Origin of the sequence: Flavobacterium sp. W22_SRS_FK3, assembly GCF_052113665.1 — a bacterium.
Taxonomy (GTDB): domain Bacteria; phylum Bacteroidota; class Bacteroidia; order Flavobacteriales; family Flavobacteriaceae; genus Flavobacterium.
In genome coordinates this window covers 1-26,479 of record NZ_JBGQOF010000003.1, presented here as the reverse complement: position 1 = coordinate 26,479, position 26,479 = coordinate 1, and the positions used below count along the sequence as shown (strand labels likewise).

The 26,479-nt window shown below is 33.0% G+C and carries 29 protein-coding genes and 1 tRNA gene; 9 read left to right on the top strand and 21 right to left on the bottom strand.

Going from position 1 to position 26,479, the window contains the following annotated elements:
- Positions 1 to 23: 23 nt before the first annotated feature.
- The 5 genes from ACEN2I_RS03355 to mraZ are packed head-to-tail and all read right to left on the bottom strand — an operon-like array spanning position 24 to position 5,199.
- Positions 24 to 1,487 (bottom strand): UDP-N-acetylmuramoyl-L-alanyl-D-glutamate--2,6-diaminopimelate ligase, encoded by a 1,464-nt coding sequence (locus ACEN2I_RS03355; RefSeq protein ID WP_441764709.1) that lies wholly within the window; start codon positions 1,485 to 1,487, stop codon positions 24 to 26.
- Positions 1,484 to 3,490, bottom strand: a complete 2,007-nt coding sequence (locus ACEN2I_RS03350) for a penicillin-binding protein (protein ID WP_441764708.1) — start codon at positions 3,488 to 3,490, stop codon at positions 1,484 to 1,486. Before ACEN2I_RS03350 ends, ACEN2I_RS03355 begins: the two co-directional genes overlap by 4 nt.
- Positions 3,481 to 3,828 (bottom strand): FtsL-like putative cell division protein, encoded by a 348-nt coding sequence (locus tag ACEN2I_RS03345; RefSeq protein WP_441764707.1) that lies wholly within the window; start codon positions 3,826 to 3,828, stop codon positions 3,481 to 3,483. Before ACEN2I_RS03345 ends, ACEN2I_RS03350 begins: the two co-directional genes overlap by 10 nt.
- Positions 3,829 to 3,842: 14 nt before the next feature.
- The gene (rsmH, locus tag ACEN2I_RS03340; RefSeq protein ID WP_441764706.1) at positions 3,843 to 4,751 is read right to left on the bottom strand and encodes a 16S rRNA (cytosine(1402)-N(4))-methyltransferase RsmH; all 909 of its coding nucleotides are present in this window, start codon (positions 4,749 to 4,751) and stop codon (positions 3,843 to 3,845) included.
- Positions 4,726 to 5,199 (bottom strand): division/cell wall cluster transcriptional repressor MraZ, encoded by a 474-nt coding sequence (gene mraZ / locus ACEN2I_RS03335; protein WP_441764705.1) that lies wholly within the window; start codon positions 5,197 to 5,199, stop codon positions 4,726 to 4,728. The genes rsmH and mraZ overlap by 26 nt, the downstream gene beginning before the upstream one ends.
- Positions 5,200 to 5,577: 378 nt before the next feature.
- Here mraZ and ACEN2I_RS03330 point away from each other — a divergent pair, with 378 nt between their 5' ends.
- A complete protein-coding gene (locus ACEN2I_RS03330; protein ID WP_441764704.1) occupies positions 5,578 to 6,342 on the top strand; it encodes an alpha/beta fold hydrolase in 765 nt (254 codons plus the stop codon).
- A 41-nt stretch (positions 6,343 to 6,383) separates the two neighbouring features.
- Positions 6,384 to 7,004, top strand: a complete 621-nt coding sequence (gene yihA, locus ACEN2I_RS03325) for a ribosome biogenesis GTP-binding protein YihA/YsxC (RefSeq protein WP_441764703.1) — start codon at positions 6,384 to 6,386, stop codon at positions 7,002 to 7,004.
- 135 nt (positions 7,005 to 7,139) lie between these two features.
- Here yihA and gldC read toward each other — a convergent pair whose 3' ends face one another.
- Positions 7,140 to 7,475: a gliding motility protein GldC gene (gene gldC / locus ACEN2I_RS03320; protein ID WP_294922621.1), complete on the bottom strand. Its 336-nt coding sequence runs from the start codon at positions 7,473 to 7,475 to the stop codon at positions 7,140 to 7,142.
- A complete protein-coding gene (gene gldB / locus ACEN2I_RS03315; protein WP_441764702.1) occupies positions 7,475 to 8,431 on the bottom strand; it encodes a gliding motility lipoprotein GldB in 957 nt (318 codons plus the stop codon). Before gldB ends, gldC begins: the two co-directional genes overlap by 1 nt.
- 98 nt (positions 8,432 to 8,529) lie before the next feature.
- Between gldB and nadE the strand changes: the two genes are divergently transcribed.
- Positions 8,530 to 9,336 (top strand): NAD(+) synthase, encoded by an 807-nt coding sequence (gene nadE, locus ACEN2I_RS03310; protein WP_441764701.1) that lies wholly within the window; start codon positions 8,530 to 8,532, stop codon positions 9,334 to 9,336.
- Between the two features lie 91 nt (positions 9,337 to 9,427).
- Entirely contained in the window at positions 9,428 to 10,057 is a 630-nt protein-coding gene (locus ACEN2I_RS03305) for a response regulator transcription factor (RefSeq protein ID WP_007810686.1), read from the top strand.
- On the opposite strand, the gene dnaG is transcribed toward ACEN2I_RS03305, so the two are convergent.
- From dnaG to ACEN2I_RS03280, 5 genes are all read right to left on the bottom strand, one after another.
- Positions 10,054 to 12,108: a DNA primase gene (dnaG, locus tag ACEN2I_RS03300; protein WP_441764700.1), complete on the bottom strand. Its 2,055-nt coding sequence runs from the start codon at positions 12,106 to 12,108 to the stop codon at positions 10,054 to 10,056. The two genes, ACEN2I_RS03305 and dnaG, sit on opposite strands and share 4 nt — an antisense overlap.
- A gap of 127 nt (positions 12,109 to 12,235) precedes the next feature.
- Entirely contained in the window at positions 12,236 to 13,285 is a 1,050-nt protein-coding gene (locus ACEN2I_RS03295) for a hypothetical protein (RefSeq protein ID WP_441764699.1), read from the bottom strand.
- 101 nt (positions 13,286 to 13,386) lie between these two features.
- Positions 13,387 to 14,112 carry a hypothetical protein gene (locus tag ACEN2I_RS03290; protein WP_441764698.1) on the bottom strand — a complete coding sequence of 242 codons (726 nt, stop codon included), beginning with the start codon at positions 14,110 to 14,112 and terminating at the stop codon, positions 13,387 to 13,389.
- Positions 14,099 to 14,659 (bottom strand): RNA polymerase sigma factor, encoded by a 561-nt coding sequence (locus ACEN2I_RS03285; protein ID WP_441764697.1) that lies wholly within the window; start codon positions 14,657 to 14,659, stop codon positions 14,099 to 14,101. The genes ACEN2I_RS03290 and ACEN2I_RS03285 overlap by 14 nt, the downstream gene beginning before the upstream one ends.
- Before the next feature lie 181 nt (positions 14,660 to 14,840).
- Positions 14,841 to 15,818: a polyprenyl synthetase family protein gene (locus ACEN2I_RS03280; protein WP_441764696.1), complete on the bottom strand. Its 978-nt coding sequence runs from the start codon at positions 15,816 to 15,818 to the stop codon at positions 14,841 to 14,843.
- Between the two features lie 156 nt (positions 15,819 to 15,974).
- Between ACEN2I_RS03280 and ACEN2I_RS03275 the strand changes: the two genes are divergently transcribed.
- Positions 15,975 to 16,121 carry a hypothetical protein gene (locus ACEN2I_RS03275; RefSeq protein WP_441764695.1) on the top strand — a complete coding sequence of 49 codons (147 nt, stop codon included), beginning with the start codon at positions 15,975 to 15,977 and terminating at the stop codon, positions 16,119 to 16,121.
- 83 nt (positions 16,122 to 16,204) lie between these two features.
- Here ACEN2I_RS03275 and rlmN read toward each other — a convergent pair whose 3' ends face one another.
- Positions 16,205 to 17,248 (bottom strand): 23S rRNA (adenine(2503)-C(2))-methyltransferase RlmN, encoded by a 1,044-nt coding sequence (gene rlmN, locus ACEN2I_RS03270; RefSeq protein WP_441764694.1) that lies wholly within the window; start codon positions 17,246 to 17,248, stop codon positions 16,205 to 16,207.
- Positions 17,249 to 17,458: 210 nt separating this feature from the next.
- Between rlmN and ACEN2I_RS03265 the strand changes: the two genes are divergently transcribed.
- The 3 genes from ACEN2I_RS03265 (at position 17,459) to ACEN2I_RS03255 (ending at position 19,325) form a co-directional block, all read left to right on the top strand.
- A complete protein-coding gene (locus tag ACEN2I_RS03265) occupies positions 17,459 to 17,812 on the top strand; it encodes a hypothetical protein (RefSeq protein ID WP_441764693.1) in 354 nt (117 codons plus the stop codon).
- Positions 17,813 to 17,923: 111 nt separating this feature from the next.
- The gene (locus ACEN2I_RS03260; RefSeq protein WP_441764692.1) at positions 17,924 to 18,565 is read left to right on the top strand and encodes an O-methyltransferase; all 642 of its coding nucleotides are present in this window, start codon (positions 17,924 to 17,926) and stop codon (positions 18,563 to 18,565) included.
- Positions 18,566 to 18,614: 49 nt separating this feature from the next.
- The gene (locus ACEN2I_RS03255) at positions 18,615 to 19,325 is read left to right on the top strand and encodes a phytanoyl-CoA dioxygenase family protein (RefSeq protein ID WP_441764691.1); all 711 of its coding nucleotides are present in this window, start codon (positions 18,615 to 18,617) and stop codon (positions 19,323 to 19,325) included.
- Between the two features lie 113 nt (positions 19,326 to 19,438).
- Here the strand turns inward: ACEN2I_RS03255 and ACEN2I_RS03250 are convergent, their stop codons facing one another.
- The 7 genes from ACEN2I_RS03250 to ACEN2I_RS03220 form a co-directional block, all read right to left on the bottom strand.
- Positions 19,439 to 20,002 carry a phosphatase PAP2 family protein gene (locus ACEN2I_RS03250; RefSeq protein WP_441764690.1) on the bottom strand — a complete coding sequence of 188 codons (564 nt, stop codon included), beginning with the start codon at positions 20,000 to 20,002 and terminating at the stop codon, positions 19,439 to 19,441.
- 1 nt (position 20,003) lies between these two features.
- On the bottom strand, positions 20,004 to 20,351 hold the full coding sequence (locus ACEN2I_RS03245) for a Sec-independent protein translocase subunit TatA/TatB (RefSeq protein WP_441764935.1): 348 nt from the start codon (positions 20,349 to 20,351) through the stop codon (positions 20,004 to 20,006).
- A 102-nt stretch (positions 20,352 to 20,453) separates the two neighbouring features.
- Positions 20,454 to 22,697 (bottom strand): M1 family metallopeptidase, encoded by a 2,244-nt coding sequence (locus tag ACEN2I_RS03240; RefSeq protein ID WP_441764689.1) that lies wholly within the window; start codon positions 22,695 to 22,697, stop codon positions 20,454 to 20,456.
- Between the two features lie 65 nt (positions 22,698 to 22,762).
- The gene (locus tag ACEN2I_RS03235) at positions 22,763 to 23,269 is read right to left on the bottom strand and encodes a DUF6702 family protein (RefSeq protein WP_441764688.1); all 507 of its coding nucleotides are present in this window, start codon (positions 23,267 to 23,269) and stop codon (positions 22,763 to 22,765) included.
- On the bottom strand, positions 23,266 to 24,021 hold the full coding sequence (locus ACEN2I_RS03230) for a hypothetical protein (RefSeq protein ID WP_441764687.1): 756 nt from the start codon (positions 24,019 to 24,021) through the stop codon (positions 23,266 to 23,268). The genes ACEN2I_RS03235 and ACEN2I_RS03230 overlap by 4 nt, the downstream gene beginning before the upstream one ends.
- A complete protein-coding gene (locus tag ACEN2I_RS03225) occupies positions 24,011 to 24,736 on the bottom strand; it encodes a carboxypeptidase-like regulatory domain-containing protein (RefSeq protein ID WP_441764686.1) in 726 nt (241 codons plus the stop codon). The genes ACEN2I_RS03230 and ACEN2I_RS03225 overlap by 11 nt, the downstream gene beginning before the upstream one ends.
- Positions 24,723 to 25,490, bottom strand: a complete 768-nt coding sequence (locus ACEN2I_RS03220; protein ID WP_441764685.1) for a hypothetical protein — start codon at positions 25,488 to 25,490, stop codon at positions 24,723 to 24,725. Before ACEN2I_RS03220 ends, ACEN2I_RS03225 begins: the two co-directional genes overlap by 14 nt.
- A gap of 159 nt (positions 25,491 to 25,649) precedes the next feature.
- Between ACEN2I_RS03220 and pepE the strand changes: the two genes are divergently transcribed.
- Positions 25,650 to 26,357, top strand: coding sequence for a dipeptidase PepE (gene pepE, locus ACEN2I_RS03215; RefSeq protein ID WP_441764684.1), 708 nt, complete (start codon positions 25,650 to 25,652; stop codon positions 26,355 to 26,357).
- 47 nt (positions 26,358 to 26,404) lie between these two features.
- Here the strand turns inward: pepE and ACEN2I_RS03210 are convergent.
- Positions 26,405 to 26,477, bottom strand: a tRNA-Gly gene (locus ACEN2I_RS03210).
- Between the last annotated feature and the right edge of the window lie 2 nt (positions 26,478 to 26,479).

The following is a 26,479-nucleotide window of genomic DNA, read 5'->3' as shown; positions in this document are numbered from 1 at the left end:
ATAATCAATTCACCGGCTAAACTTTATTTTCCTAGTTGTTCTAAAATTTCCTTAACTGTTTCCATATCATCAAAATGATGACGAATACCGTTTACTTCCTGATACGTTTCATGTCCTTTACCGGCAATCAATATTATATCATTAGACTCAGCCAATTGACAAGCTGTTTTTATAGCTTGCTTCCTGTCAGTAATTCTGAGGATTTTTTTATAGTTATGAGGCTCAACTCCCTGTTCCATTTCATTTAAAATTACTTCCGGATCTTCGTTTCTGGGATTATCAGAAGTCAAAATAACCTTATCACTTAAATTTGTAGCAATTTGTGCCATAATGGGTCTTTTTGTCTTATCTCTGTTTCCACCACAACCCACGACAGTAATCAACTTTTCGTTTTTTGTACGGATGTCCTCAATTGTTTTTAAAACATTTTCTAAAGCATCCGGCGTATGCGCATAATCAACAATGGCTGTGATATTTCCTTTTGAAACGATATATTGAAAACGACCTGAAACACTTTCTAAATCAGACAGTAAACGCAACGCTTCAAGGCTATCTAATCCTAACTCTATGGCAGTGCCGTAGATAGCTAATATATTGTAAGCATTAAAAGTTCCAATTAGCTTTACCCAAACTTCATTATCATTTACTTTTAACAACAATCCTGATAATTGGCTTTCTAAAATCTGCGCTTTAAAATCTGCGTAAGTTTTTAACGCATATGTAAATTTCCTGGCCGCTGTATTTTGCAGCATCACAGTGCCATTTTTATCATCGATATTTGATAAAGCAAAGGCAGTTTTTGGTAATGAATCAAAAAATGATTTTTTTACATTTCTGTATTCAGCAAAAGTTGGATGATAATCTAAATGATCGTGTGAAAGATTCGTGAAAATTCCACCTACAAAATGCAAAGCTTCTGTACGTTTTTGATGAATTCCGTGCGAACTCACTTCCATAAAACAATGTGTCACGCCATCTTCAATCATTTCTTTTAAATAGTGATTAATAGTAATGGAGTCCGGAGTAGTATGTGTTGCTTTATATTCTGTTTCATCAACCATGATTTTTACCGTTGATAATAAACCAACTTTAAAACCTGCTTTTTGAAATAATTGAAATAATAATGAAGCAATTGTTGTTTTTCCGTTTGTACCTGTAACACCAACCAGTTTCAGTTTTTCAGAAGGATTACCGAAATAATTGGCAGCCATAAAAGCCAATGCTGTATTGGTATCTTTTACTTGTATGTATGTAATCCCTTTTTCAATATTTTCTGGCAACGTATCACAAATAACCACAGTTGCACCTAACTGGATTGCTTTTCCGATGTAATCATGCCCATCAGAAAGTGATCCGCGAATAGCTATAAAAACATCATTTTCTTCAATTTTTCTTGAATCAAAATCAATTTTATGAATAGCAATTTCTGTCGAACCTGTTACAGACTCAATAGCTACTTTATATAATATGTCTTTCAGTATTTTCACGATAATTCTAATACTATAATAGTGTTTTTACTAATGTTTTGTCCGGGCTCAATAGATTGTTTTTTTACTTTTCCCACTCCAATAACTTTTACCTTCAAATCAAGATTCTCCAGTAAAGCCACTGCATCCATTCCGGGCATTCCTTTTAAATTTGGAATTTTATTGGATTTTTTATTAACCTCTACAGTATATTTATCATAACTGGAATCTTGTTTTGGAATTCTGGAATCCAGTCTTTTAATTTTATTTGTCGAAGGCGCATCTGTAAATATTTTTTGGGCAATTCTTTTAAAAACCGGTCCCGCAACGTCTGCCCCATAATAATTATTTTTAGATGTATTCGGTTTATGAACAACCACTATACACGAATATTTAGGATGATCAGCCGGAAAATATCCAACAAACGAAGATGCGTAATAAAAATCTTCTTTACCTCCTTTACCATAATTTACCTTAGCCGTTCCTGTTTTTCCTGCCATTGAAAAATCTTTCGAATACAGCTTTGAACCTGTTCCCTTTTTAACCACATTGAGCATTACTGCTTTTAATTTTTTAATGGTTTCCTGTGAACACACTTTTGGATTTAAAACTTCTACATCAAATTTCTTGATAGATTTGTTCCATTCTCTGATTTCAGAAACAAACTGAGGTTTTACCATTACACCATTATTGGCCACTGAATTATAAAATGCCAAAGTCTGCATTGGGGTAACCGAAACTCCGTAACCAAAAGCCATCCAAGGAAGTGAAACTCCTGACCAACCTTTTTCGCCAGGATAAGGAATGTAAGCCCTGCCTTCTCCTTTAAAGTGTAATCCTAATCCTTTATCTAATCCAAAATCTCTAATATGGTCTACAAACTTTTTAGGATTATTTTTGTAATTGTCATAAACTGCCTGAGCCATTACTGTATTTGAAGAAAGCTCAAAACCTCTCGCTAATGACACTTTTCCGTAACCACCTTTATGCGAATCACGAACCGAACGTCCATAATATTTTATTACTCCGTCATGACTGTCATAAACAGTACTGGTATCCGCAACCTTATCTTCTAAAATTGCCATTAAATCCACTAATTTAAAAGTAGATCCCGGCTCATGAGATTCTGCTATAGCATAATTAGTAGTTTCATAATACGATCCATCTTCTGCTCTTCCCAAATTAGAAATTGCTTTTACATGACCCGTTTGTGTTTCCATAACCACTACACAACCATGATCTGCCTCATAGTCTTCTAACTGTTTCAACAAAGCGTGATGCGCAATATCCTGTATAAAAACGTCAATTGTAGAAATTACATCGTAACCATCTATAGGATCGACTTCGTTTAAATCACGAATTGGCTTCCACTGCCCTTTGGCAATTTTTTGCTTTAAAATCTTACCGTCTTTTCCGTTCAGATAATTTTTAAATGCCCATTCTATTCCTTTTCCAACTTCAACTCCTGTTGCAGCATCTACACGATCGTAACCAATCGTTCTTTCTGCAATTTTACCTATCGGATGTTTTCTCACCGTTTCTTGTTCAACGATAATTCCCCCTTTAAAAGCTCCTAAATTAAATAACGGAAATCCCTTAATTCTCACATATTCAGTATAACTCAAATTACGTGCAATCAAATAATATCGGTTTTGATTTTCTCTGGCTTTTCTTAATTCATTTTGATAAAAACCACTTGGTCTTCCAAAAACAACAGACAAAGAATCTGAAAGTGGCTTTATATATTTTTCAAAATTTTCTTTTTTTGAAGCTCTTGAATCAAACCTAATTTCATAATTTGGGATAGATGTTGCCAATAAACTCCCATCAGCCGAATAAATATTTCCTTTATTAGCAGGAATTACAAAATTACGTACGGTACGCTGTTTGGCTAATTTCCTATAATAATTACCCTCAACCCATTGTATATTGGTTAATTTAACAACAATAGCAATTGCCATCAAAAAGATGAAAACTGCTACGAGGTAAATTCTGTAGGATATATGTTTATCGTCTACTGCCATATTCTTTTAAAGAAACTTTTTTGTTCTTCTCTTTTAACTTCTATTTTTATTGGAGGAACTGTTGATGGATAAATTTGCTTTTCTAACATCTTCTCAGAAACTGTCGATTCCATTTTCAGTTTCATTAATTCTGATCTTCTATCCACAAATTCTGATCGCAATTCTTTTACTTGGTTATTCAGTTTTGCAATTTCAAAAACCTTTTGTTCGTATCGCTGTGTATTGGCAATCATTATTATAGCAAGCATAATGATAAAAACAATAAACCGCCAGTTTTTAACAGCGTCATCATTTATCAGAAATTTTGCTTTTAATATGCCAAATACTCCACTTTTCATTTTCTACCTATATATTATATCTTTTCAGCAATTCTCAATTTTGCACTTCTTGCTCTATTATTGATTTTGATCTCTGCATCATCCGGAACAATCAGCTTTCCTATTGTTTTAAAGGGAACTGAAAAATTTCCATAAAAATCACGTTCCGGCTCTCCTTCAAACATGCCGTTTTTTATAAATCTTTTTACCAGTCTGTCTTCTAATGAATGATAAGAGATTACCGAAAATCTTCCGCCCGGATTCAAAATTTCCAATGATTGTTCAATAAACTCTTTTAAAACATCCATTTCCTGATTCACTTCAATACGAATCGCCTGATAAATCTGAGCTAATATTTTATTTCGAACTCTTTCCGGTAAATATTTAGCCAAAACTTCTTTCAACTCATCAGTAGTTTTGATTGGTCTGTGTTCTCTCGCTTCTACAATTGTTCTTGCTAAAACTGGCGCATTTTTCAATTCACCATAGTCTAAAAACACTCTTCTTAAATTAGCATCATCATATTCGTTAACCACCCGATAAGCGTTCAAATCATTTTTTTGACTCATACGCATATCCAGTTCGGCATCAAATCGGGTTGAGAAACCTCTTTCCGGAACATCAAACTGATGTGATGAAACACCTAAATCTGCTAAAATTCCGTCTACACTTTTTACACCATGAAAACGTAAAAATCTTTTTATGAATCTAAAGTTTTCATTAATCAAGGTAAATCTTTCATCCGGCAATGCATTCGCAAGTGCATCTTCATCCTGATCAAAAGCAAACAACTTTCCATTTGGCCCCAATCGTTTCAAAATTTCTTTTGAATGACCGCCGCCTCCAAACGTTACATCTACATATATTCCGTCAGGTTTAATATTTAAACCATCAACTGTAGGATGAAGCAAAACCGGATTATGATATTCCATTGTCGTCGTCATTAATATTTCCCATTACTTCTTCGGCTAAATCTGCAAAATCCATATCTTCGCCGCTTATTGATTTTTCATATAAATCCTTATCCCAAATCTCAACAATATTAACCGCAGATGAAAAAACCACATCTTTCGAAATATTTGAAAATGCAACCAAATCCTTCGGAACCAACAATCTTCCCAATGCATCAATCTCTACCATTTTAACTCCGGCAGTAAATCTTCGAATGAAGTCATTATTTTTTTTTACAAATCGATTCAGCTTGTTGATTTTTTGCATCATCAAGTCCCACTCTTCCATCGGATATAATTCTAAACACGGCTGAAAAACAGAGCGCTTCAAAACAAATCCGTTTTGAAGAGATGAAGTCAATTGCTTTTTTAAAGGCGCAGGCATCATTAGCCTCCCTTTAGCATCGACTTTACACTCGTATGTTCCTACAATTGTGTTCAAAAAAAATTCATTAACATGTTATACAGCAAAAATATAAAAAATATTACCACTTTTTACCACAATATACCACTTTGTTAATAAGTTTAACCACTTTAACTAAGGAACCTTTAATTTATAGCAAATCAATATGTTAACCAATTATTAATGAATTCTAAATTACACTAATTAATCAAAAAAAATACGCATCATTTTTCTTAAAAAAGTAACTATTATATTAGTTTCTTAACATTTGATACATTTACAAAAACACCGTATAAAACCTGATTTCTAAACACTTATATCTTCTACAAAAATTATGTAGTTAAAAAATGGCAGCAAAAATCCATTTTTATTTATTAAACCCTATATTTGTCAAAATTGAAATTGGCATTAAATTAAATGGATAAACACTACAAAAAAGAAGGCAAATACAGCTATTATGAAGCTGGAGAAGGAACTCCTATCGTTATTTTACATGGCTTAATGGGAGGCCTTAGTAACTTTGATGCTGTAGCAGAATATTTTCCAACGAAAGGATACAAAGTTGTCATACCTGATTTGCCAATTTACACTCAAAGCATTTTAAAAACGAACGTAAAAAGCTTTGCGAAATACGTTAAAGATTTCATTACATTTAAAGGTTTTGACAAGGTAATTTTATTAGGGAATTCTTTAGGAGGACACATTGCCCTTTACCATACTAAGTTGTATCCTGAAAAAGTAGCAGGACTTGTAATAACAGGAAGCTCAGGGCTTTATGAAAGCGCAATGGGAGACAGCTACCCAAAAAGAGGTGATTATGAGTACATTAGAAAAAAAGCTGAAGATGTATTTTATGACCCAAAAATTGCAACTCCTGAACTAATTGATGAAGTATATGCCACCGTTAATGACCGTATTAAACTTATAAAAACTTTAACAATTGCCAAAAGTGCTATTCGTCATAATATGGCAAAAGATTTGCCAAAAATGACAGTTGAGGCCTGTATTATTTGGGGTAAAAATGATGCTGTTACTCCTCCAAATGTTGCTGAAGAATTTGATAAATTATTGCCTAATTCAACTTTGTATTGGATAGACAAATGTGGACACGCTGCTATGATGGAGCATCCTCAGGAATTTAATGTAATTCTTGAAAAATGGCTTACTGAAAAGAATTTATAGCACTAACTTTCGACTTTAAGGAGGTTTTAAAACCAAAAAACATGAAAATTAATACTGCCGAATTCATTATTAGTAATTCTGAAGTGGCAAAATGTCCAGCAGATTTTTTGCCGGAATACGCTTTTATAGGAAGATCAAATGTAGGTAAGTCGTCTTTGATCAACATGCTAACCAATCATAAAAATTTAGCCAAAACTTCGGGAAGACCTGGAAAAACACAATTAATTAATCACTTTAAGATTAACAACAATTGGTTTTTGGTCGATTTACCCGGATATGGTTATGCTAAAGTATCTAAAAAAACAAAGTCAGTTTTTCAGCAATTTATTACAGACTATTTTGAAACCAGAGAACAACTTGTTTGCGCTTTTGTTTTGATCGATATTCGTCATGAAGCCCAAAATATCGACATTGAATTTATGTCTTACATGGGAGAAAGCGAAATTCCGTTTTGTATTATTTTTACCAAAGCAGACAAAATTAGTAAAACAAAAATTGACTCACATATTGCTGCGTACAAAAAACAAATGTTTGCCAATAACTGGGAAGAAATGCCACATTATTTTGTAACATCAGCTACAGAATTAACCGGTAAAGATGATGTTTTAAATTATATAGATGAAGTAAATGAAGAAGTTTTTAAAAACAACTCGCAGTTTTAAATTCCAATATCAGAAATTGATCAATTAAGAAATAAAAATTTCAATCCTTCGACTTCAATGGCAAGAACAACAAAAAATCCCAAACGCCAATTTAAAGTTGGAATTTGGGATTTTATTGAAATTTTTATAGAAGGCTTATTTCGTCAAATCCAGTTTTTCTGCAAAATAATCACAAAAATCCTTCATTGTATCTGCCATTTTTTCATCATCTGTAGCACGTTTAAAAGTATCAGACATTGCTACTAATGTCTGGTGGAAAAAAATTTTCATTTCATCAACAGGCATATCTTTTGTCCACAAATCAATTCTCATGCTTTCTTTCGCTTTGCTGTCCCAAATAGAAAGCATAATTGCTTTTGCTTCTTCAGCTTCTACGCCCCCATCTTTAGCGGTCCATGATAATTTTTCCGGAACACGGTTTTCATCTAATTCTATATTAAATTTAATTTCTGATTTTATTGTATCTGACATTATTTCTTAGGTTTGTATTTTGACTTTTCGAAAATTTCTTTTGCATTCGTTTTTAATAATTCTGGCAAAGTTACAGTATTATTTTTCATATACGAACGTACCATTTGCCATCCAATCCAGGCTCCAACTCTTCCTGGTGAGTCATTATCTATTTCCAGATAAAATTTAGAAAAAGGCGCAGGAGAAATAAATCGGGTTGTAAGCTTAGGATCTACGCTATACAACATTTCTTTTTCAACAAAATAACGCCACATATATGCTTCATTTTCTTCACACCATTTTATCTGTTCCGGTGTATATCCTATTTTTTCGGCATCTGTATATTCTGGTAAAAGCAAATCTTTAGCATATAATTGTTTGCCTTCAAAAATCATTTGAGAAACCAGATCTTTATCAGCATAGGCCGGAATATTTCTGTAAGCAAAACTGGATACAACATCCGGCATAATTTGTTTTTGCACGAAATTTTGTTTCAGATAATTTGGAAACTGATAAAATTTATGATCTTTACCTAAGTACAATTCTAACGCAACTATAACCAGACTGTCTGCATAAATAGCTTTGGCATTATAATCCATTTCTCCAATTACTGTAATAACCTTAGGTGTCTTAGTTTTTGGAAAATAATACTTTACATGTTGAAAAAGTGTATTAAATTCCTGACGAACTGGCTCAAAATTGGAGTATTTTTTTTGAACTTCCGTATAAACCTCTCTCCAGATTGGCTCCTGCATTTTGCTTAACCAAACATTATCATCATTACCTGCAGGGAAAAAGAAAGGGAACTGTTTTTTAATTTTTGCTAAATCCTCAGGTTCTGCTTCAAAAAAGACTTTATCAAAACGTTCTACCTTAATATCAACCGGAATTTCTTCAACAGCTTTTTCTACTTTGTTTTTTTGATTACATGATAAAAAAAACAAAGAGAGAAGCACTAAAAAGCGATATATTTTCATTTTATTTTAGTTAGATTTGTGTTACTTATCTTAAGTAAACATATACTTAAAAATATTTGTGCAAATATACATCCCTACATCTTAAAACTTGAATTATTATGGCTAAAAAAAGCACTATTCAGACAGAAAAAGTAAATGCCCACATTGTAGAGTGGTTGAAAAATTATGCGAATAAAGCAAAAGTGAATGGTTTTGTAATTGGAATTTCCGGCGGAGTTGATTCTGCAGTCACCTCTACTTTATGTGCTCAGACAGGTCTAAAGGTTTTATGTGTTGAAATGCCTATTCATCAGGCAGAAAGTCAGGTTTCAAGAGGAAGGGAACATATTGAACAATTGAAAAAACGTTATCCGAATGTCTCCAGCACAGTAACTGATTTAACGGCTACATTTGAATCATTTAAAACAACTGTCACAAAATCTGATGATGAAGCAAAAGTAAATCTTTCATTAGCAAACACACGTGCTCGTTTACGAATGACCTCTTTATATTATCTAGCTGGAATTCACGGCCTTTTGGTTGCCGGAACTGGTAACAAAGTAGAAGATTTTGGTGTTGGTTTTTATACTAAATACGGAGACGGAGGAGTTGATTTAAGCCCGATTGCCGATTTGATGAAATCTGATGTATATGCACTTGGAGAATTTTTAACAATTCCGAGTTCAATTTTAACAGCTGCGCCTACAGATGGTTTATTTGGAGATAACAGAACTGATGAAGACCAATTAGGGGCAAGTTATGACGAACTTGAATGGGCTATGCTCGCAGAAGAAGCAGGAAATACGGGAGCTGATTTGAAAGGACGTGAAAAAATTGTCTTTGAAATTTATAAACGTTTAAATACCAACAACAAACATAAAATGGAAGCAATACCCGTTTGTGAAATACCAAAAACGTTAAAATAACATTTTTAACATTTGACTGCGATTAATTACAGAATTTATTTATTAATTTTACAGCTCCAAAAACAATGAACAATTCTAAAAAGGTAAAATTATGATTAAAGTATGTCTAGCAGACAACCACCCTGTGACTCACTTTGGCGTTAAGTCGTATTTTAAAGACCATGACCAAATTTCGATTGTCGCCAACGTAGGTAATTTTTCAATGGTAAGAGACATTCTTCAAACGAAGGAGATCGACATCCTAATTCTGGATCTGGAATTAGAAGGTCTTTCTAGTATCTTTGAAGTGAAGTCGATTCTGAAAAACTTTCCAAAAACGAAAATTGTAATTTTCAGCGATCTGGCAGAACAAATGTACGCTCCTAATGCAATTAAAGCTGGAGTTTCCGGGTATGTGCACAAAACAGAAAAACTTGAAACATTAGGCGTTTCAATTATTAAAGTACACGAAGGAAAAGTTATCATCAATGAAACGGTTCGTAAAAACATGGCACTTATTGCTAAACAAAGCAAAAGTGAACGTTTGTACAGAAAACTTTCTAACCGTGAAATTGAAGTTTTACGTTACCTAAGTGACGGTAAGAAAAACAATGAAATTTCTAAAATTTTAAACCTGAACGAAAAAACGATCAGTACTTACAAATTAAGATTATTGACAAAACTAAATGTCACTAACTTAGTTGACCTGGTTAACAAAGCAAAGACTTTAGAAATTATTTAATGGTATCGTGACATTACTCTTCCGAGTTTTTTCGAAAAAGAATTAACTAAAGTTGAATAATCCATTACCATAGACAAAAGCTCTGTATTATCTGAATTATCAGGTTGTATAGAGCTTTTTAATTCCTCAATGATTTTTCCAACCAAAAACCAACGCATAGACATAACCGTTTCAGTTACATATTGCGCTATAGTTTCGTGTTTCCCTTTTGTGAAAATATTCTGTCCCTCCCAATCGTGCAAGGCTAACCTTTCATCTTCCATTAAAATATCTGTAACTTCCTGAGCAAAATCTGGCTGTAGACGCATTAAATATTGCTCTAAACTAAACTTTTCATTTTGATGATAGAATCCAATTAAATCAGTAAAAATATCCCGAAATAGATTATTCGAAAGTTCTACTTCATCTTCCTGCAAGCTCAAATAAATTCGCTGAAAAACTTTGTATTGTCTCTTCTCAGAAACCATTACAACTTCTCCTTCTTCATTATTTTTTAGAAGCACATCTTCAAATTCTTCGGTTTTATCACCATAAAGCAATAGAATTTCAATTACTTTTCGCTCTAGTCGATATAATATATCAACCTTTTCAGCTTGTTGCTGTCCCGGATATCCTGACTCCCCTGGATAATAATCATCCTGTGGTCCATTTCTTGGATCTTCCGGATCTCCTCCTGAATAGCTTTTTTGATTTCTAACAACTTCAAAAGGTTTTTGTTCCTGCTTTTGCTTTTTATTAGCTTCTGTAATATCTTTTTGAATCAACTGCGCCAACGTACTAACAAGCACCTGCTCAGAGATATCCATAATTCGTGCGCATTCCTGGGTATAAACTTCACGCTGAATACGATCCGGAATTTTCGAAATACTAACAACCATATCGCGAATCAAATCGGCCTTTTTTATAGGATCGTTTTTAGCCTCTTTCATTAGAAGGGAAGCTTTAAACTGTATAAAATCTTTACTATTTTCTTCTAAATAAGCGACTAAATCATCGTGAGAATTTTTTCGGGCAAAACTGTCCGGATCTTCTCCGTCAGGAAAAGCACAAACACGTACGTTCATTCCTTCTTCTAAAATCAAATCGATTCCACGGATAGAAGCACGAAGCCCTGCAGCGTCACCATCAAAAAGCACCGTAATGTTTCTGGTAAGACGATTGACTAATCGAATCTGATCTGGCGTTAAGGCGGTTCCTGAAGAGGCCACAACATTCTCAATTCCGGCCTGATGAAACTGAATCACATCGGTATACCCTTCAACCAAATAACAATTATTTTGTTTTGCAATGGACTGTTTGGCCTGAAAAATTCCGTAAAGCACTTTACTTTTATGGTAAATATCACTTTCCGGCGAGTTTAGATACTTCGCCGCTTTTTTATCATTCGTTAAAATGCGTCCTCCAAATCCCAAAACACGTCCCGACATACTTTCTATCGGAAACATTACACGACCTTTAAAACGATCAAAAGGGCGGTCATCCCTTGGAATTGTCAAACCTGTACTTTCCAAAAATTCCAGTTTATATCCTTTACCTAAAGCTTCTTTAGTTAAAGCATCCCAAGTTTCAGGAGAATATCCCAAACTAAACTTTTTGATGGTTTCATTTGTAAATCCTCTTTCTTTAAAATAGGAAAGCCCGATAGCTTTTCCTTCTTCAGAATTTATTAGTGTTTTATGAAAATAATCCTTTGCAAATTCCGAAACCAGATACATACTTTCCCGAACATCTGTTATTGCTTTTTCGGCATCTGTCTGTTCGGTTTCTTCAATCTCAATATTGTATTTTTTGGCTAAATAACGAATAGCTTCAGGATAAGTGAATTGCGAGTGCTCCATTAGAAATTTAACAGAGTTCCCTCCTTTTCCTGTACTAAAATCTTTCCAGATTCCTTTTGCAGGCGATACCATAAACGACGGAGATCGCTCATCGGAGAAAGGACTTAATCCTTTAAAGTTACTTCCGGCACGTTTTAAATTAACAAAATCACCAATAACCTCCTCTACACGAGCAGTTTCAAAAACAGAATCAATTGTACTTTGTGAGATCAAAACGTAAAATATTTTTAAAGTTGAAAGCCTGTAAAAGTACATAAATCCATCTTGAAATTTACTGATTTTGCATAAAAAAAGCACCTCTTTCGAAGCGCTTTTTCTACTAACTAACCCAATTGTATTCTTAATTAAAATCGAAACGGAGCCCTAATGAAATATTATTTTCTTTGATTAAATTATCTTGAAACAAAGGATTCAAATCGTACTTTAAATACAAACTCAATTCTTTGTAACCGATATAAGAACTCAATCCGTAAATAAAATTATTCACATTATAATCCCCTTTTATTATCGTTTTATATTTTAAATCGTCATCTTCAAATTTTAAAATCTGTTTTGATTTTACGTTGATTCCGGCGTATCCTCCAATTCCAAAACGAAAACTTTTATGTGTTTTAAAATACGTTTTTCCGTTGCTTTCTTGCGGTTTGGTAAAATCAAATTCTAAATGCACAGGTAAAACTAAGTATACATTTCTAAAACGTGATTCTTTTAAATTTACTGAATTAGTAACCAAGTCTGTCTGTTCTCCGTTAACTACAAAACTGCGATTATCACTTGGTCGAATATTATTATACATTAATGAAAGGCCATATTTAGCATGCAGCAGATTATCGTTTTTCATTAATCTGGAATTATAGGTAAAACCCCATTCGTAAAAATGCGAACCTATAAAACCGTAATTCGAATCCTGAAGCTTGCCGTCGACCATCATATTATTTAGTCCCATTGCAAATACAAATTGCGAAGTAGTTCTTTTTTCTCCATGAATAGAATCTTTACCTTTTTTATTATTCCAGTCATTTTTATCCCAGTAAATAACGAACCTGTTTTTCTTTATTGAATCCTGTTCTTTTATCTTTCCGTCCACCTTTTGCTGTACCAGATCATTCAGCTCTTCTTGCGCCAAAGTCACTTTTTCTTCGATAATTACTGCTCTGGCTTCTGCTAATTCTTTTTTGCGTTTATCAGCTTGTTCTTTGGTTATTTTTCCCTCAGATAATTGAACGTTTACGGCTTCAACTTCTTCTTTTAGCGTCTCTTTTTCTTCTTTTGTAATCTTCTCTATTTTATTCGCAATTTGTTTAGCCCGTGACTCAAAAGTTTCCTGACCGAGTACTTTACTGACAAATAAAAAGATTAGAACTACAAGGTAAATGGTAAAATTTTTCATGATTGATTTTTTTTAATTTATTGATGATTGATGATTTTTTCTAATTATTTATTATTGGTTAATTATCTAATCTTGACTGTTTCTTCTTTTTTCTATTTACTTTATTCCTGCTGATTTCGATTCGCTACGGCCACTTTTACCGTTTGGTAATTTTTATTGACTTTTGCTATTACTTTTTCTCTAAATGAAAGTTCCAGTTCGCCATCCACCTGATTCAATAAATCATTAGCATTAACCCTTACTTTTAATTTTGGCTTAGTCGAATTCTCTGCAACAATTGTTTTCTCAGCCGAATTCAGCAATTGATCTACATTTTTATTTTTTGAAGTTTCTACAATTGAAGTTTCGATAATTGAAGTTTGATTTTTGATTGATTGTTTTTCTTGATTTTTTTTGATGATGATTGAAGACTCCGCTATTTGATTGTTTTCATTTTTAATGGTTTTATTAGGTTTTGGGTTTCGTTTTATCTCTTTTTTATTTGAATTTTGAATTGATTCTTTTTCTGAAATTGCAACTTCTATTTTAACCGAATCTGTCACATTTAAAGTTATTTTTTCAACTGAAACTTTCGTATTTTCCTCAATCACAATAGCATTCTTTGGTGTTTCGATTGTGTTTTTGTTTTTATTAAAGAAGAAAGTTCCAACTAATAAAAACCCAACTAGGCTTGCTGCGATATACAGCCATTTGTTTTTCTTTTTTGGTTTTTTATTTTCGGCAATACTCAACATCGCATCTAGTCGATCCCAGGCTTTGTTACTTGGTTCAATTTTACGCTGGTTTAGTTTTTCACGGAAATCCTTTTCAAAATTATTCGGTTCCATTATCTTGTTTTTTTAATATATTAATTTGTGTTTGCAGCATTTTTCTGGCGTGCGATAATTGTGATTTTGATGTTCCTTCATTTATTCCTAACATCTTTGCAATTTCATTGTGTTTATAACCTTCGATAGCATATAAATTGAATACCATTTTATATCCATCTGGCATAGCATCGATTAAAAACTGAATCTGATCTATCGAAAACTGACTGTCAATAGCATTAAAACTTTCTTCAGTATAAATTTCATCTTCAGCAAATTTTACCTTTTTCTGAACCCTTAAATAGGAAATACATTCGTTAACCATAATTCGGCGAATCCAGCCTTCAAAACTTCCCTTATGTTCAAATTTGCTTAAGTTGGTAAACACTTTCATAAAAGCCGTGATCATTACATCTTCTGCCAATTGAATGTCTTTTATATATTGACGACAAACACTCAGCATTTTCGAAGAAAACCGACTATAAATCTGCTGCTGTGCCTGTCGGTTATTTTCGACAGCCAGCTTTATGATCTTGTTTTCTTCCTGATGTAAATGAATAATTTTCATTAATAAGCGTTCAGATTTTGTTTTACTAAAAGACTTCTATTAGCATAGACGAGTAAGGTTGCAAAATGGTTGCATGGGGCTGTAAAAATTTCAAAAAATAAGTTCTAAATTCCAAAATAAAACACATAAAAAACTGATTTACAATTAAGTAAAAACAATTTTATAATTGGTAAATTCCTAATTATTTTTTTCTCTCAATAACGTAGTTCACCATCAGCACAAGAGCATCTTTAAACTCAGAGTCAGGGTAATTCTCTAATAACGAAAGTGCTTCCTGCTGAAATTCTAGCATTTTATTTTCGGCGTAAGCCAAACCATTATGGTTTTTTACAAATGCAATTACTTCTTTAACTCGTTTTTTGTCTTTATTGTGTTTCTTGATGGAGTTTATCAGCCACTTTTTTTCTTGCGGAGTACACGTATTTAAAACATGAATTAAAGGCAACGTCATTTTTTGCTCTTTAATATCAATTCCGGTTGGTTTACCGATAGCCTCTTCACTATAATCAAATAAGTCGTCTTTGATTTGAAAAGCCATTCCGATAAGCTCGCCGAATTTGCGCATATTTTCGACCTGAATATCATCTTCAATTACCGATTTTGCACCAAGCGCACAACAAGCCGCAATAAGTGTAGCGGTTTTTTTGCGAATGATTTCATAATAAATATCTTCGGTGATATCGAGTCTTCTGGCTTTTTCTATCTGAAGTAATTCTCCTTCGCTCATTTCACGAACGGCAACAGAAATAATTCGAAGCAAATCAAAATCGCCATTATCTATCGAAAGCAGTAATCCTTTTGACAATAAATAATCCCCCACCAAAACAGCAATTTTATTTTTCCACAGTGCATTGATAGAGAAAAATCCGCGACGGCGATTACTATCATCCACCACATCATCGTGTACTAAAGTTGCTGTATGAATCAATTCAATTACCGAAGCACCACGATAGGTTCTTTCATTTACAATCCCTTCTGAAACCATTTTTGCAGTTAGAAAAACAAACATAGGACGCATTTGTTTTCCCTTTCGATTTACAATGTAATAGGTTATACGATTTAGTAACGCAACCTTTGAAGTCATTGATTCATGGAACTTTTTTTCAAAAAGTTCCATTTCGTTAAAAATGGGCTGTTTTATTTGAGAAGTAATATTCATTTCGCTTTCAAATATACTATTTTAAATAAAAAAACGTTGTTTATTTTAAGTTAGTATATCAACATTTTGTGCACTAATTCAAAAACACACCAAAAAAGTCTAATTCCAATCTCTAATTTGAATTCTTTAATTAAAGTAAAACTTAAATTTTTTATTATGAAAACAAATTTTTTATTAATTGGAACATGCATCATTTTCGATTCTTTCATGAATTATAATTCTGATGAAAAAACAAACAAAGAAATAATAACAGCAACTTCTAAAAAAGATAGTATTAGCATCGGAAAAGATCTAAAAAAATAGCCTTTTTTGCCCAAAAAGAAAAGCATTAAAACTAAGTACGAATCTTATTTTTAATGCTTTTTATTTTTTTTAGAACTAAAATTTCAACCTTCTTTATTGGCTAATTGTCCACAAGCTGCATCAATATCTTTACCACGGCTTCGGCGTACTTTTACTACTACCCCTATATTTTCCAACGCTTTTATGTAAGCCATAATAGATTCTTCTGAAGCTTGCTGAAACTCACCGTCATCAATTGGGTTGTATTCAATTAGATTTACTTTGCAAGGCACATATTTACAAAACTTAACTAAGGCATCAATTGAAGCTTTATCATCGTTTATTCCTTTCCAGACCACATATTCGTAGGAAATTTTGTTTTTGGTTTTTCTATACCAATATTCCAATGATTCTCTCAGTTCTGCTAAAGGAAAATTTTTACTGAAAGGCATTATTCGGGCACGAATTTCATCGATAGCCGAATGCAATGAAACTGCCAATTTGAATTTTACATCATCGTCGGCCATTTTTTTAATCATTTTAGGAATTCCTGAAGTCGAAACCATAATACGTTTTGGAGACATTCCTAATCCTTCCGGAGAAGTAATCATATCAATGGCTTTAATGACATTATTATAATTCATCAAAGGCTCTCCCATTCCCATAAAAACAATATTCGAAAGCGCATGATTGTGATACAAACGACTTTCTTTATCAATCGCAATCACCTGATCGTAGATTTCTCCAGGCTCCAGATTTCGCATGCGCTTTAATCGAGAAGTAGCACAAAAATTACAATCCAGACTACAGCCTACCTGACTAGAAACACAAGCAGTAGTTCTGGTATCGGTAGGAATCAAAACCGATTCAACCACTAAACCATCATGCAAACGAACAGCATTTTTCACCGTTCCGTCACTGCTTCGCTGCATGGTATCAACTTTAATGTGATTAATAACAAAATTATTTTCCAGCATGGCTCTTGTAGGTTTTGCTACATTTGTCATGTCTTCAAAACTGTGCGCCCCTTTGTTCCATAGCCATTCATAAACCTGATTTCCACGAAAAGCTTTGTCGTTGTTTGCGACAAAAAACTCACGTAACTGATCTTTTGATAAGGCTCTTATGTCTTTTTTCTCAATTTGCATACTGCAAAGTTACTAAGTATTTATGGAAACATTTTCATTCTGAAAAAACTTTAGATGCATCTTTCAAATTTGTTTTTTTTTGGCATGAGAATTGTCTTGCATCCGAAAGAAAAACAATCTTAGAAATAGCGCTTAATTTTAAATTTGTACTTTTAGTTTTTCAGCTTTATAACCTTTATATTTTATCAATTTTAAAACATTAATTTAATCATGAAAAAACAGATTTTAAGTTTTGCCGTTATCGCTTTATTAGCATTTAGTGTTCAATCTTGTTTCGACAAAAAAGAAACGAAACCAGAAAACGAATTAACTCTTGGAAACAAAGTTGACTCTCTGACATCAGACATCGAAGAAGTAAGAGACAGCGCTGTTGCCAAAGCTGAAAATGCAGCCGAAAAAGCAAAAGAGGCAAGTGAGGAAGCAAAAGAAAAAACAAAACAAACAGTAGAAGAAGTGAAAGATGCGACTAAAAAAGGAGCTGAAAAAGTAGAAGCTGCTGCAAAAGCTGCAAAAGACGGAACTGTACAGACGGCTAAGGACGTTAATGAAGCATTGAAAAAATAATTTTTTTTAGAACTTAGAAGAGAACCATTCGTCACAACGGATGGTTTTTTTATGCAAAAAAGCAAGCTGATATTTTTGTACTTTTGTAATCAAATTAGAAGATACTACAAGATGCACTTTATTTCACAAGACTTAGAAGATTACATTGAGCAACATTCTGAAAAAGAACCGGAATTATTAGCGAAACTAAATAAGGAAACATACCAGAAAATTCTTTTGCCAAGAATGTTAAGCGGTCATTTTCAAGGTCGTGTTCTAAGCATGTTATCTAAATTGATTCGCCCATTGAATATTTTGGAAATTGGAACTTATACAGGTTATGCTGCTTTATGTCTGTGTGAAGGCATGCAGGAAAACGGGCAACTTCATACAATTGATATTAAAGAAGAATTAGTTGATTTTCAGCGTAAATATTTTGACGCATCTCCCTGGGGAAAACAAATTTTTCAGCATTTGGGGGAAGCAATAGACATTATTCCTTCTCTTGATGTTAAATTTGATTTGGTTTTTATTGATGCCGATAAAGAAAATTACCTGAATTATTGGGAAATGATTGTTCCGAAAATGAACAAAGGCGGCATCATTTTGTCTGACAATGTATTGTGGAGCGGTAAAATTCTGGAACCGGTTCATCCTAATGATGTTAGCACCAAAGTGCTTTTAGAATACAATTTACTTTTAAAAAATGACCCGAGGGTTGAAACAGTTTTATTACCAATTCGTGATGGGCTGACTGTTAGTCGAGTGCTTTAAAGATATGAAGCCAGGTTTTCTATCAATAATATATAAAGTTTGATTTCAAATGAATTCTTTAAAAGAAATAAGCTCTGAAGGTTTTACAATTATAAATAATGTTTATACCGATAATGAAATTGAAAAGCTTATTTCGTTAATTGAAAACATTACGAAAAACAAGGCAAAAATGGCAACATTTAGAAAATCTCAGGATTTATTTGCTATAAGGCAATTTCACAAGGAAATTCCTGAAACGCTACCTTTTATTTTCAATCAGAATTTACAGTATATCGTAGAGTCTGCCTTTGGAAAAGGGTACTTTATTACGAAATCAATTTATTTTGACAAACCTGAAAAATCAAATTGGTTTGTGGCCTATCATCAGGACTTGACTATTTCTGTTGACAAAAAAATAGAAGTAGAAAATTTTGAAAACTGGACGACAAAACAAAATCAGTTTGCTGTTCAGCCTCCAACAGCAATTTTAGAAAAGAATTTTACCATTAGAATTCATATTGATAAAACAACTAAAGAAAATGGTGCTTTGAAAATAATTAATAATTCACATTCTAAAGGAATTTTCAGGGTTGAAAATCTGGAAACAAAAAACGAAACGATTTGTGAAGTTGAAAAAGGCGGCATCATGATTATGAAACCTTTATTGTTTCATGCTTCAAACAAAACTACAAATAATGAAAGACGAAGAGTTATTCATATTGAGTTTAGTAATCAGGAACTTCCTTCTGAGTTAGAATGGAGTGAAAAAACAATTTTTTAAAATTAAATTTCTTTTGAAAGCGATTGTCCTAGCCCAGATAGAAGTGAAAATCCTTTTGTGCCGGTTTTCGGCATAAAAGATTGAAACGGATAGCTGGAAATAGCTCCTGAAAATTATCCCGGAAAATATTTGGTTTTTAAATTTTGATAAATTTTAAAAGTTACAAAACCAAAAAGTGCTCCGAAGAAATAACCGCTAAGAATGTCCCCAGGATAATGTAGGCCTAAATAAATACGGCTGTAGGCGAAGATTAATGGCCATAGAAACAAGAGTCCTAAATACTTGAAATGACATTTAAAAACGAGGTATAAAAAGGTGGCAACCGCCATTGTATTAGCAGCATGACCTGAGAAAAAACTGTATGATGATCTAGATTGCACAACTCTGATTATGGTATTGATTTCAGGATTATTGCAAGGTCTTAAACGCTGGAAAGTATTTTTGGATAAATTGCAGATCTGATCTGTAAAAGAAATTAAAACTGCTATAAAAAGTAATAAATACAAAGTTTGTTTTCCACCTATTTTTTTATAAATAAGAAAAAACATTAATAAAAAAAAAGGTGTCCAGTATAATTGTTTGGTAATAATCAACCAAAGCTGATCATATGTTTCAGATCCTAAACTATTTAGATACACAAACAGCTGACTATCTAATTCTTGTATTTTTTCAAGCATATTATCTTTGGCGTTTTACAGGTCCTGAGATGGAATCAATATCTTCTTTTACTTTGTCAATTTCTGTTGCAGTATCGCCCAATAAATTGGTTGTATCTCCTAATAAATTCGATTTGGCATCATTAATCTGTGCATTGATGTTACCTGTCATATCTGTAAGCGATTTTGTATCAAGACCGTTTGCCTCGGCTCCTTTTTGAATCTCGCTTTTAATATCGTTCGTTGCATTTTTTAACTGTGCCATTGCTTTACCCATTGTACGGGCAATTTCAGGTACTTTGTCTGAACCAAAAAGCATTAGTACTATAAACAGTATGAAAACTAATTCTCCTCCTCCTATACCAAACATATCTTTTATTTTTTGTGTCACAAAGGTATTAAATTTTGTAGCCATGTGTTTTAAAATTTACTTAAAAAAAAAGACCCTTTTCAGAGTCTTTCCAGTTTGTATTTAATCAAATTTTGATTTTTGTTCTGTTTTTGGCCAGGAATTATTGGTTACATCAATATCGGCAGTCATTAATTTTGGATCTATCTGAATGCTTTTGATTGCTTTTTCAGTCGCATATACCTTTTTAGCTGTCTCATTATTTTTTCTCCAGATTTGCGCAGGATACTGATAATTATCTTTTGAACCATCTTCGTAAGTGATCTCAACAAGAATTGGCATAATCATTCCGCCTGGTTTATTAAATTCTACTTCATAAAAATATTTAGGCGCTTTTAAACTTGCTTTCTCTTCAGCAGTAAAAGTTTGATTTACATAATCTGAAAGTGTTTTAAATTCTTCTACTTTTAAGGGCTTTTTGTTTGAACTACTTACTTCTGAATTTTCACCTGCTACTAAATAAACGAATGGTCCTTTATCGAAACCAAAACGTCCTTTTCTAACCTTAACGTCTTTGATATCAGTAGTTGGAGTTTCAGAAACATAATATTGTTTCACTTCTTTGATTCCGATATCAACAAAATCAGTTGAGTAAAACCATCCTCTCAAAAACCAATCCAAATCTACTGCAGAAGCATCTTCCATTGTTCTAAAGAAATCTTCGGGAGTCGGGTGTTTGAATTTCCATCTGTTTGCATAGGTTTTAAAAGCATAATCAAACAATTCTCTTCCCATTACTACTTCTCTTAAAATATTAAGTCCTGTAGCCGGTTTTCCGTAAGCATTATTTCCAAACTGAATGATAGTTTCAGAATTAGACATAATTGGCTCTAAAAACTTTTGATCTCCACTCATGTAAGGAACAATATTTTTTGCCGGCCCGCGTCTCGAAGGGAAGTTTGGGTCTAATTCCTGTTCCGCCATATATTCCATAAATGAATTCAAACCTTCGTCCATCCATGTCCATTGACGCTCATCAGAATTTACAATCATTGGAAAGAAAGTGTGACCAACTTCATGGATTACAACACCAATCATTCCGTTTTTCACTTCTTTGCTTGTTACTCCATTTTCATCAGGTCGCCCAAAATTCCAACAAATCATTGGATACTCCATTCCCTGATCTTCTGCTGAAACGGATACTGCTTTTGGATAAGGATAATCGAATGTGTGAGAAGAATAACTTTTTAGAGTATGAGCTACAACCTTTGTAGAAGTTTCTCCCCAAAGCGGATTGGCTTCTTTTGGATAAACAGATTCTGCCATTACTACTCTATTTCCCATCTTCACTGCCATTGCATCGTAAATGAATTTTCTTGAAGAAGCAATTCCGAAATCACGTACATTTTTTGCACTGAATTTCCATGTTTTTTTCTTTTCAGAGAAACCTTTTTCAGCTTCTTCGGCTTCAGCCTGCGTAACAATGACAACAGGTTTATCAAATGATTTTTGAGCCTGCTCGTAACGTTTTACCTGTTCAGCAGTAAAAACTTCGCTTCTGTTTGTCAATTCTCCAGTTGCGTCTATGATGTGATCTGCCGGAACAGTAATGTTTACATCAAAATTTCCAAAAGGGAGTGCAAACTCTCCGCTTCCCCAGAACTGCATATTTTGCCAGCCTTCTACATCATTATAAACCGCCATTCTTGGATAAAACTGAGCGATTACATACAATTTATTTCCTTCTTTTTCGAATAATTCATAACCTGAACGTCCTCCTTCTTTTCTATAATTATTAATGTTGTACCACCATTTTATAGCAAGTGACATTTTTTCTCCTGGCTTTAAAGGTTTTTCCAGATTAATACGCATCATGGTTTCGTTGATGGTATAAGACATCGGATTTCCTTTAGCGTCTTTTACGTATTCGATATTAAAACCACGCTCTAAATCTTTCTTTAAATATTTACCGGAAAAACCTTCTAAAGGCAATACCTGATTAATTTTTTCGCTCTCAGCCAAAGTCGATTGCGTATTAGCTTTTGCCTGATTTTGATCTAATTGAATCCATAAATATTCTAAACTATCAGGAGAATTGTTTGAATAGGTAATAGTTTCAGATCCGCTTAATTTTGAATTTTTATCATCTAATTCAACATCGATCTTATAATCTGCCTGTTGCTGATAATAGGCAGGACCTGGTGCTCCCGATGCTGTACGGAACATATTAGGCGTAGCCATCAAATCATACATCTGGCTAAACTTGTTCGTATCGTACTTTCCTTGTTGTTTTGGGGCAACAGACGTATTTTTCTCCTGAGCTACCAGCATAGCAGGAAAAAGCAATAGTAATGAAAGTCTTTTCATAAAATGTTTTTGGTTTTTTTTGAGGCTGTGAAAATAGCAATTAAAACAATAATTTTGTTTATTTGTTAATACTTTAACACTTCTTTCCTTGAAGAATCCGTAAAAAGAACACTCTTTTTAGTACCGAATGCTGTAACATGTGTAATATTTTGCTGTTCAACATGCCAGTCGACCAAAACAGTGTTTGAAATTTCTAATATTTTAAATTTTTCAATAGCTGTAATTCTGGAATAACAAACCAAAACATCATCGGCCTCAAGTTCTTTAGACAGGAAACTAATAGGTTTTAGCTGGCCATTTACTTTTATAGTGAAATTTTCAGAAAGGTATTTTTTTAATAAATCAATATCCGCAGGCGTTTCCTTGTCAGTTCCTATAAATGTCTTTTTATTATATTTTTTTTCGATTCCCTTATTAAGATCATCAACAAATATTCTTGAAGTAATTTGAATCATTTTTTTTTCAGCAGCATAATTTACCTGAAAAACGCCCATATAGAATTTATGAAAGGTAAAAGATGACACTGCCAAAAATAATATTCCAATTAAAGGATAAACTACAATCTTTTTCATTTCTGTTTCATCTCAACTTTTTTGAACTCTTTATTTTTATTAATCATAAAGTCCATTAATTCAAACTTTTCTTCTGGTTTTAAATGTTTTTTAGATTCCGAATCGTTAGAACAATACATCAAAAACAAATCTATTTCATCATCTTTCAAACCTAATGTTTTTGAAAAAAAATCTGGAGTAAAATTTTCCTTCGAATAGGCAACAAAAGCAATATCACTTATAGTCTCCTCTTCGACACTCTCATCTTTGCGGAAAAGCTTTTTAACATCCTTAAATATCCTGACAAAATCGGTTCCATATTTAATGGTTTGATCAGAATACATTGCACTATTTTTTGCTGTAGATTGCTGATCATCTTCAAACTGCATATCAACTATACCCTGTGACCCGCCTTGCAAGGACTTCACTTTTAATTCTTTGTGCACTAAAACCTCTTTCAATTCAATATTAACTAAATTCAAAGGCACTGAAAAAAGTACTTCTGCACAATCTTTTTCTGTTAATACTACTTTTTTAGACTGAAAAGCCATACCTGTAAATAACAAAGTATCTTTAGGTCTTGCCATAATATCAAACAATCCGTTTGAACCAATAAAAGTTCTAATATTAGCATTTATATTCATCACATTTCCTGTCTCTATAGGAAGAGAACTGTTAACCACCTGACCATGCAATGCTTTTCTCGAATTGGTTTGCGCCATTATAAATTGACAAAACAAACACACTGCAAATATTCCTAATTTATTTTTCATGCTCTATAATTGTTAGATATTCCTGAGCCAAACCAGTTATTAAAAACATGCTCATGGTTTTGTTCTTTGTATTCAAAGATACAGCAAATTCAGGACTTTCCACACAGTAAAACTGAAATCCTTTTATATGTTCTGACGGAATTTTAAGCCGATCTGTATAATAAGCTTCTTCAAAAAGATATTCTAATTTTCTAAAAAGAGTTTCTTTTTGCTCAACTTTTATCTCCTTTTTAAGCATGGAAGTTCTCCCGGAAATTCCATTTAATATTTTATCAAGTGAAGTTGATGTTGCCGTATAAACCTTCCTTTCTGCAGGAGTATATTTTTTTTGCCCTTTTGGAATAATTCCGAGATTTTCTGCTGTGATATTGGCATTCTCGTTTACAATTACTTCTTTCAGCTCAATTTCTTTAGCCGACATTTTTATAGTAAGTGAATTTGAAGCCAAGTCTTCAAGAGTAATCCTACGTTTTAAAGGTTCTAAATTTACTGAAGAAAAGACCAAAACATCACCTTCTTTTACTACAATAGAAAACGTTCCGCTTTCATCTGAAACAGCTGTGACTTGTGTATTGTTGTTAATAATATTGACACCCGCTACAGAAGTAGACTGCTCCAAAATTTGTCCAAAAATTTCTTTCGAAACCTTATTTTGACCAATACTAATCTGAACAACAAAAAACAGGATGATATATAATGTTTTATTTAGCTTCACTTGCAATTATTTCTTTGTATTTAACAGCCAATTCCCCTAACAAAAATTCTGTCGAAGTCTTATTCTTTGAATTTAAAATTACCGTAAACTTATCATTTTCTACCGCATAATACTTAAAACCTTTTACATATTCAAGAGGAATTTTTAACCTCTCAACAAAATGTTCCAAAGTAAACATATTATCCAAAAGTCGCATAAAAAGCTCTTTTTTCTCTACAGCAACTTCTTTTTTCAACATTGCTGTACGTCCGGAAAAGAAATTAAATAACGGATCCGCAGAAATAGACCCTCCAGCCATTGTTCCCGCATTTGCAGTAGGGTTTAAGGCTGTGGCAGTATGTAATTTTCTCTCCGCTTCGGTATAGCTTTTTTGTCCGGCAGGAACAATACCTAATGCAACAGCATTAATATTGTCGTATCTTTTTATAATTACTTCCTGCAGCTGATGCATCACAAGATTTAATTTCACTATAAAATTTAGATCTGAAAAATTTTCAGATACCAACAAAATCCTGTTTTCTTTGAATTGAATTGAAGAAAAAACAAGCGCATCTCCAGGTTTAGCCATAATAGAAAAAGATCCATCAGTGCCAGTCGACACCATTGCTTCAGTTTGTGCATTTACTACATAAACCCCTTCTAAATCATTTGTGTTAGAAATAATTCTTCCATTTAAGACACTACGTTCATTGTCCTGAGACCATACAAACTGACTCAAAAACATCATAAAAAAACAGAAAATCTTGTTAATCAAAATCAAAAAATTAGAATTATTCTTAAAAATGTAAAAATATCCTAATGTGTTCCAAATTTAATACTAACAGCTTGGTAAAAATATGTTAATTTAAAATAGGTTTTAACATCAAAACTTGCTTTTTAATACCTTTAACCAGAACAATATGAGTTAAACTTTATGAAAAACATCATTATTGCAAGTACTTCTACTTTGCACGAAGGGAGTTATTTAGGATACTTATTACCTATTTTGCAGTCGCATTTTAAAAATTGTAAGAGCATTTTATTTATCCCGTATGCACGTCCAGGCGGAATTTCTCACGATGAGTACACTCAAAAAGTAGCTTCCGCTTTTCAAACCATCAATATTTCAGTAAAAGGGATTCACGAATTTGAAAATCCCGAAACAGCTTTAAAAAACGCCCATGGAATATTTACCGGTGGAGGAAACACTTTTTTACTTGTAACACAATTATACAGAAACAATATTATGCAGCTTCTTTCTGAAATGGTAAAAAATGGAACACCCTATTTAGGAACCAGTGCCGGAAGTAATATCTGTGGTCTTTCGATGCAGACTACAAACGACATGCCTATTATTTACCCTCCTAGTTTTCAAACTTTAGGATTAATTTCTTTTAATCTCAATCCACATTATTTAGATCCAGACTTACAATCTAAGCATATGGGAGAAACCCGAGAAACAAGAATAAAAGAATTCCACGCTTTTAATACTATCCCGGTTATAGGATTAAGAGAAGGCAGCTGGCTTGAAGTAAAAGGAGAAAAAATTACTTTAAAAGGAAATTTATCAGCACGTTTATTTCAACAGAACCAAGAGCCAAAAGAATTAGAATCCGAAAGCGATTTGAGTCATTTAAAATAAGCCATAAAACAAAAAATCCTCAAACAAATTGTTTGAGGATTTTGAAGAGCGAAAGACGAGGCTCGAACTCGCGACAACCAGCTTGGAAGGCTGGAGCTCTACCAACTGAGCTACTTTCGCAT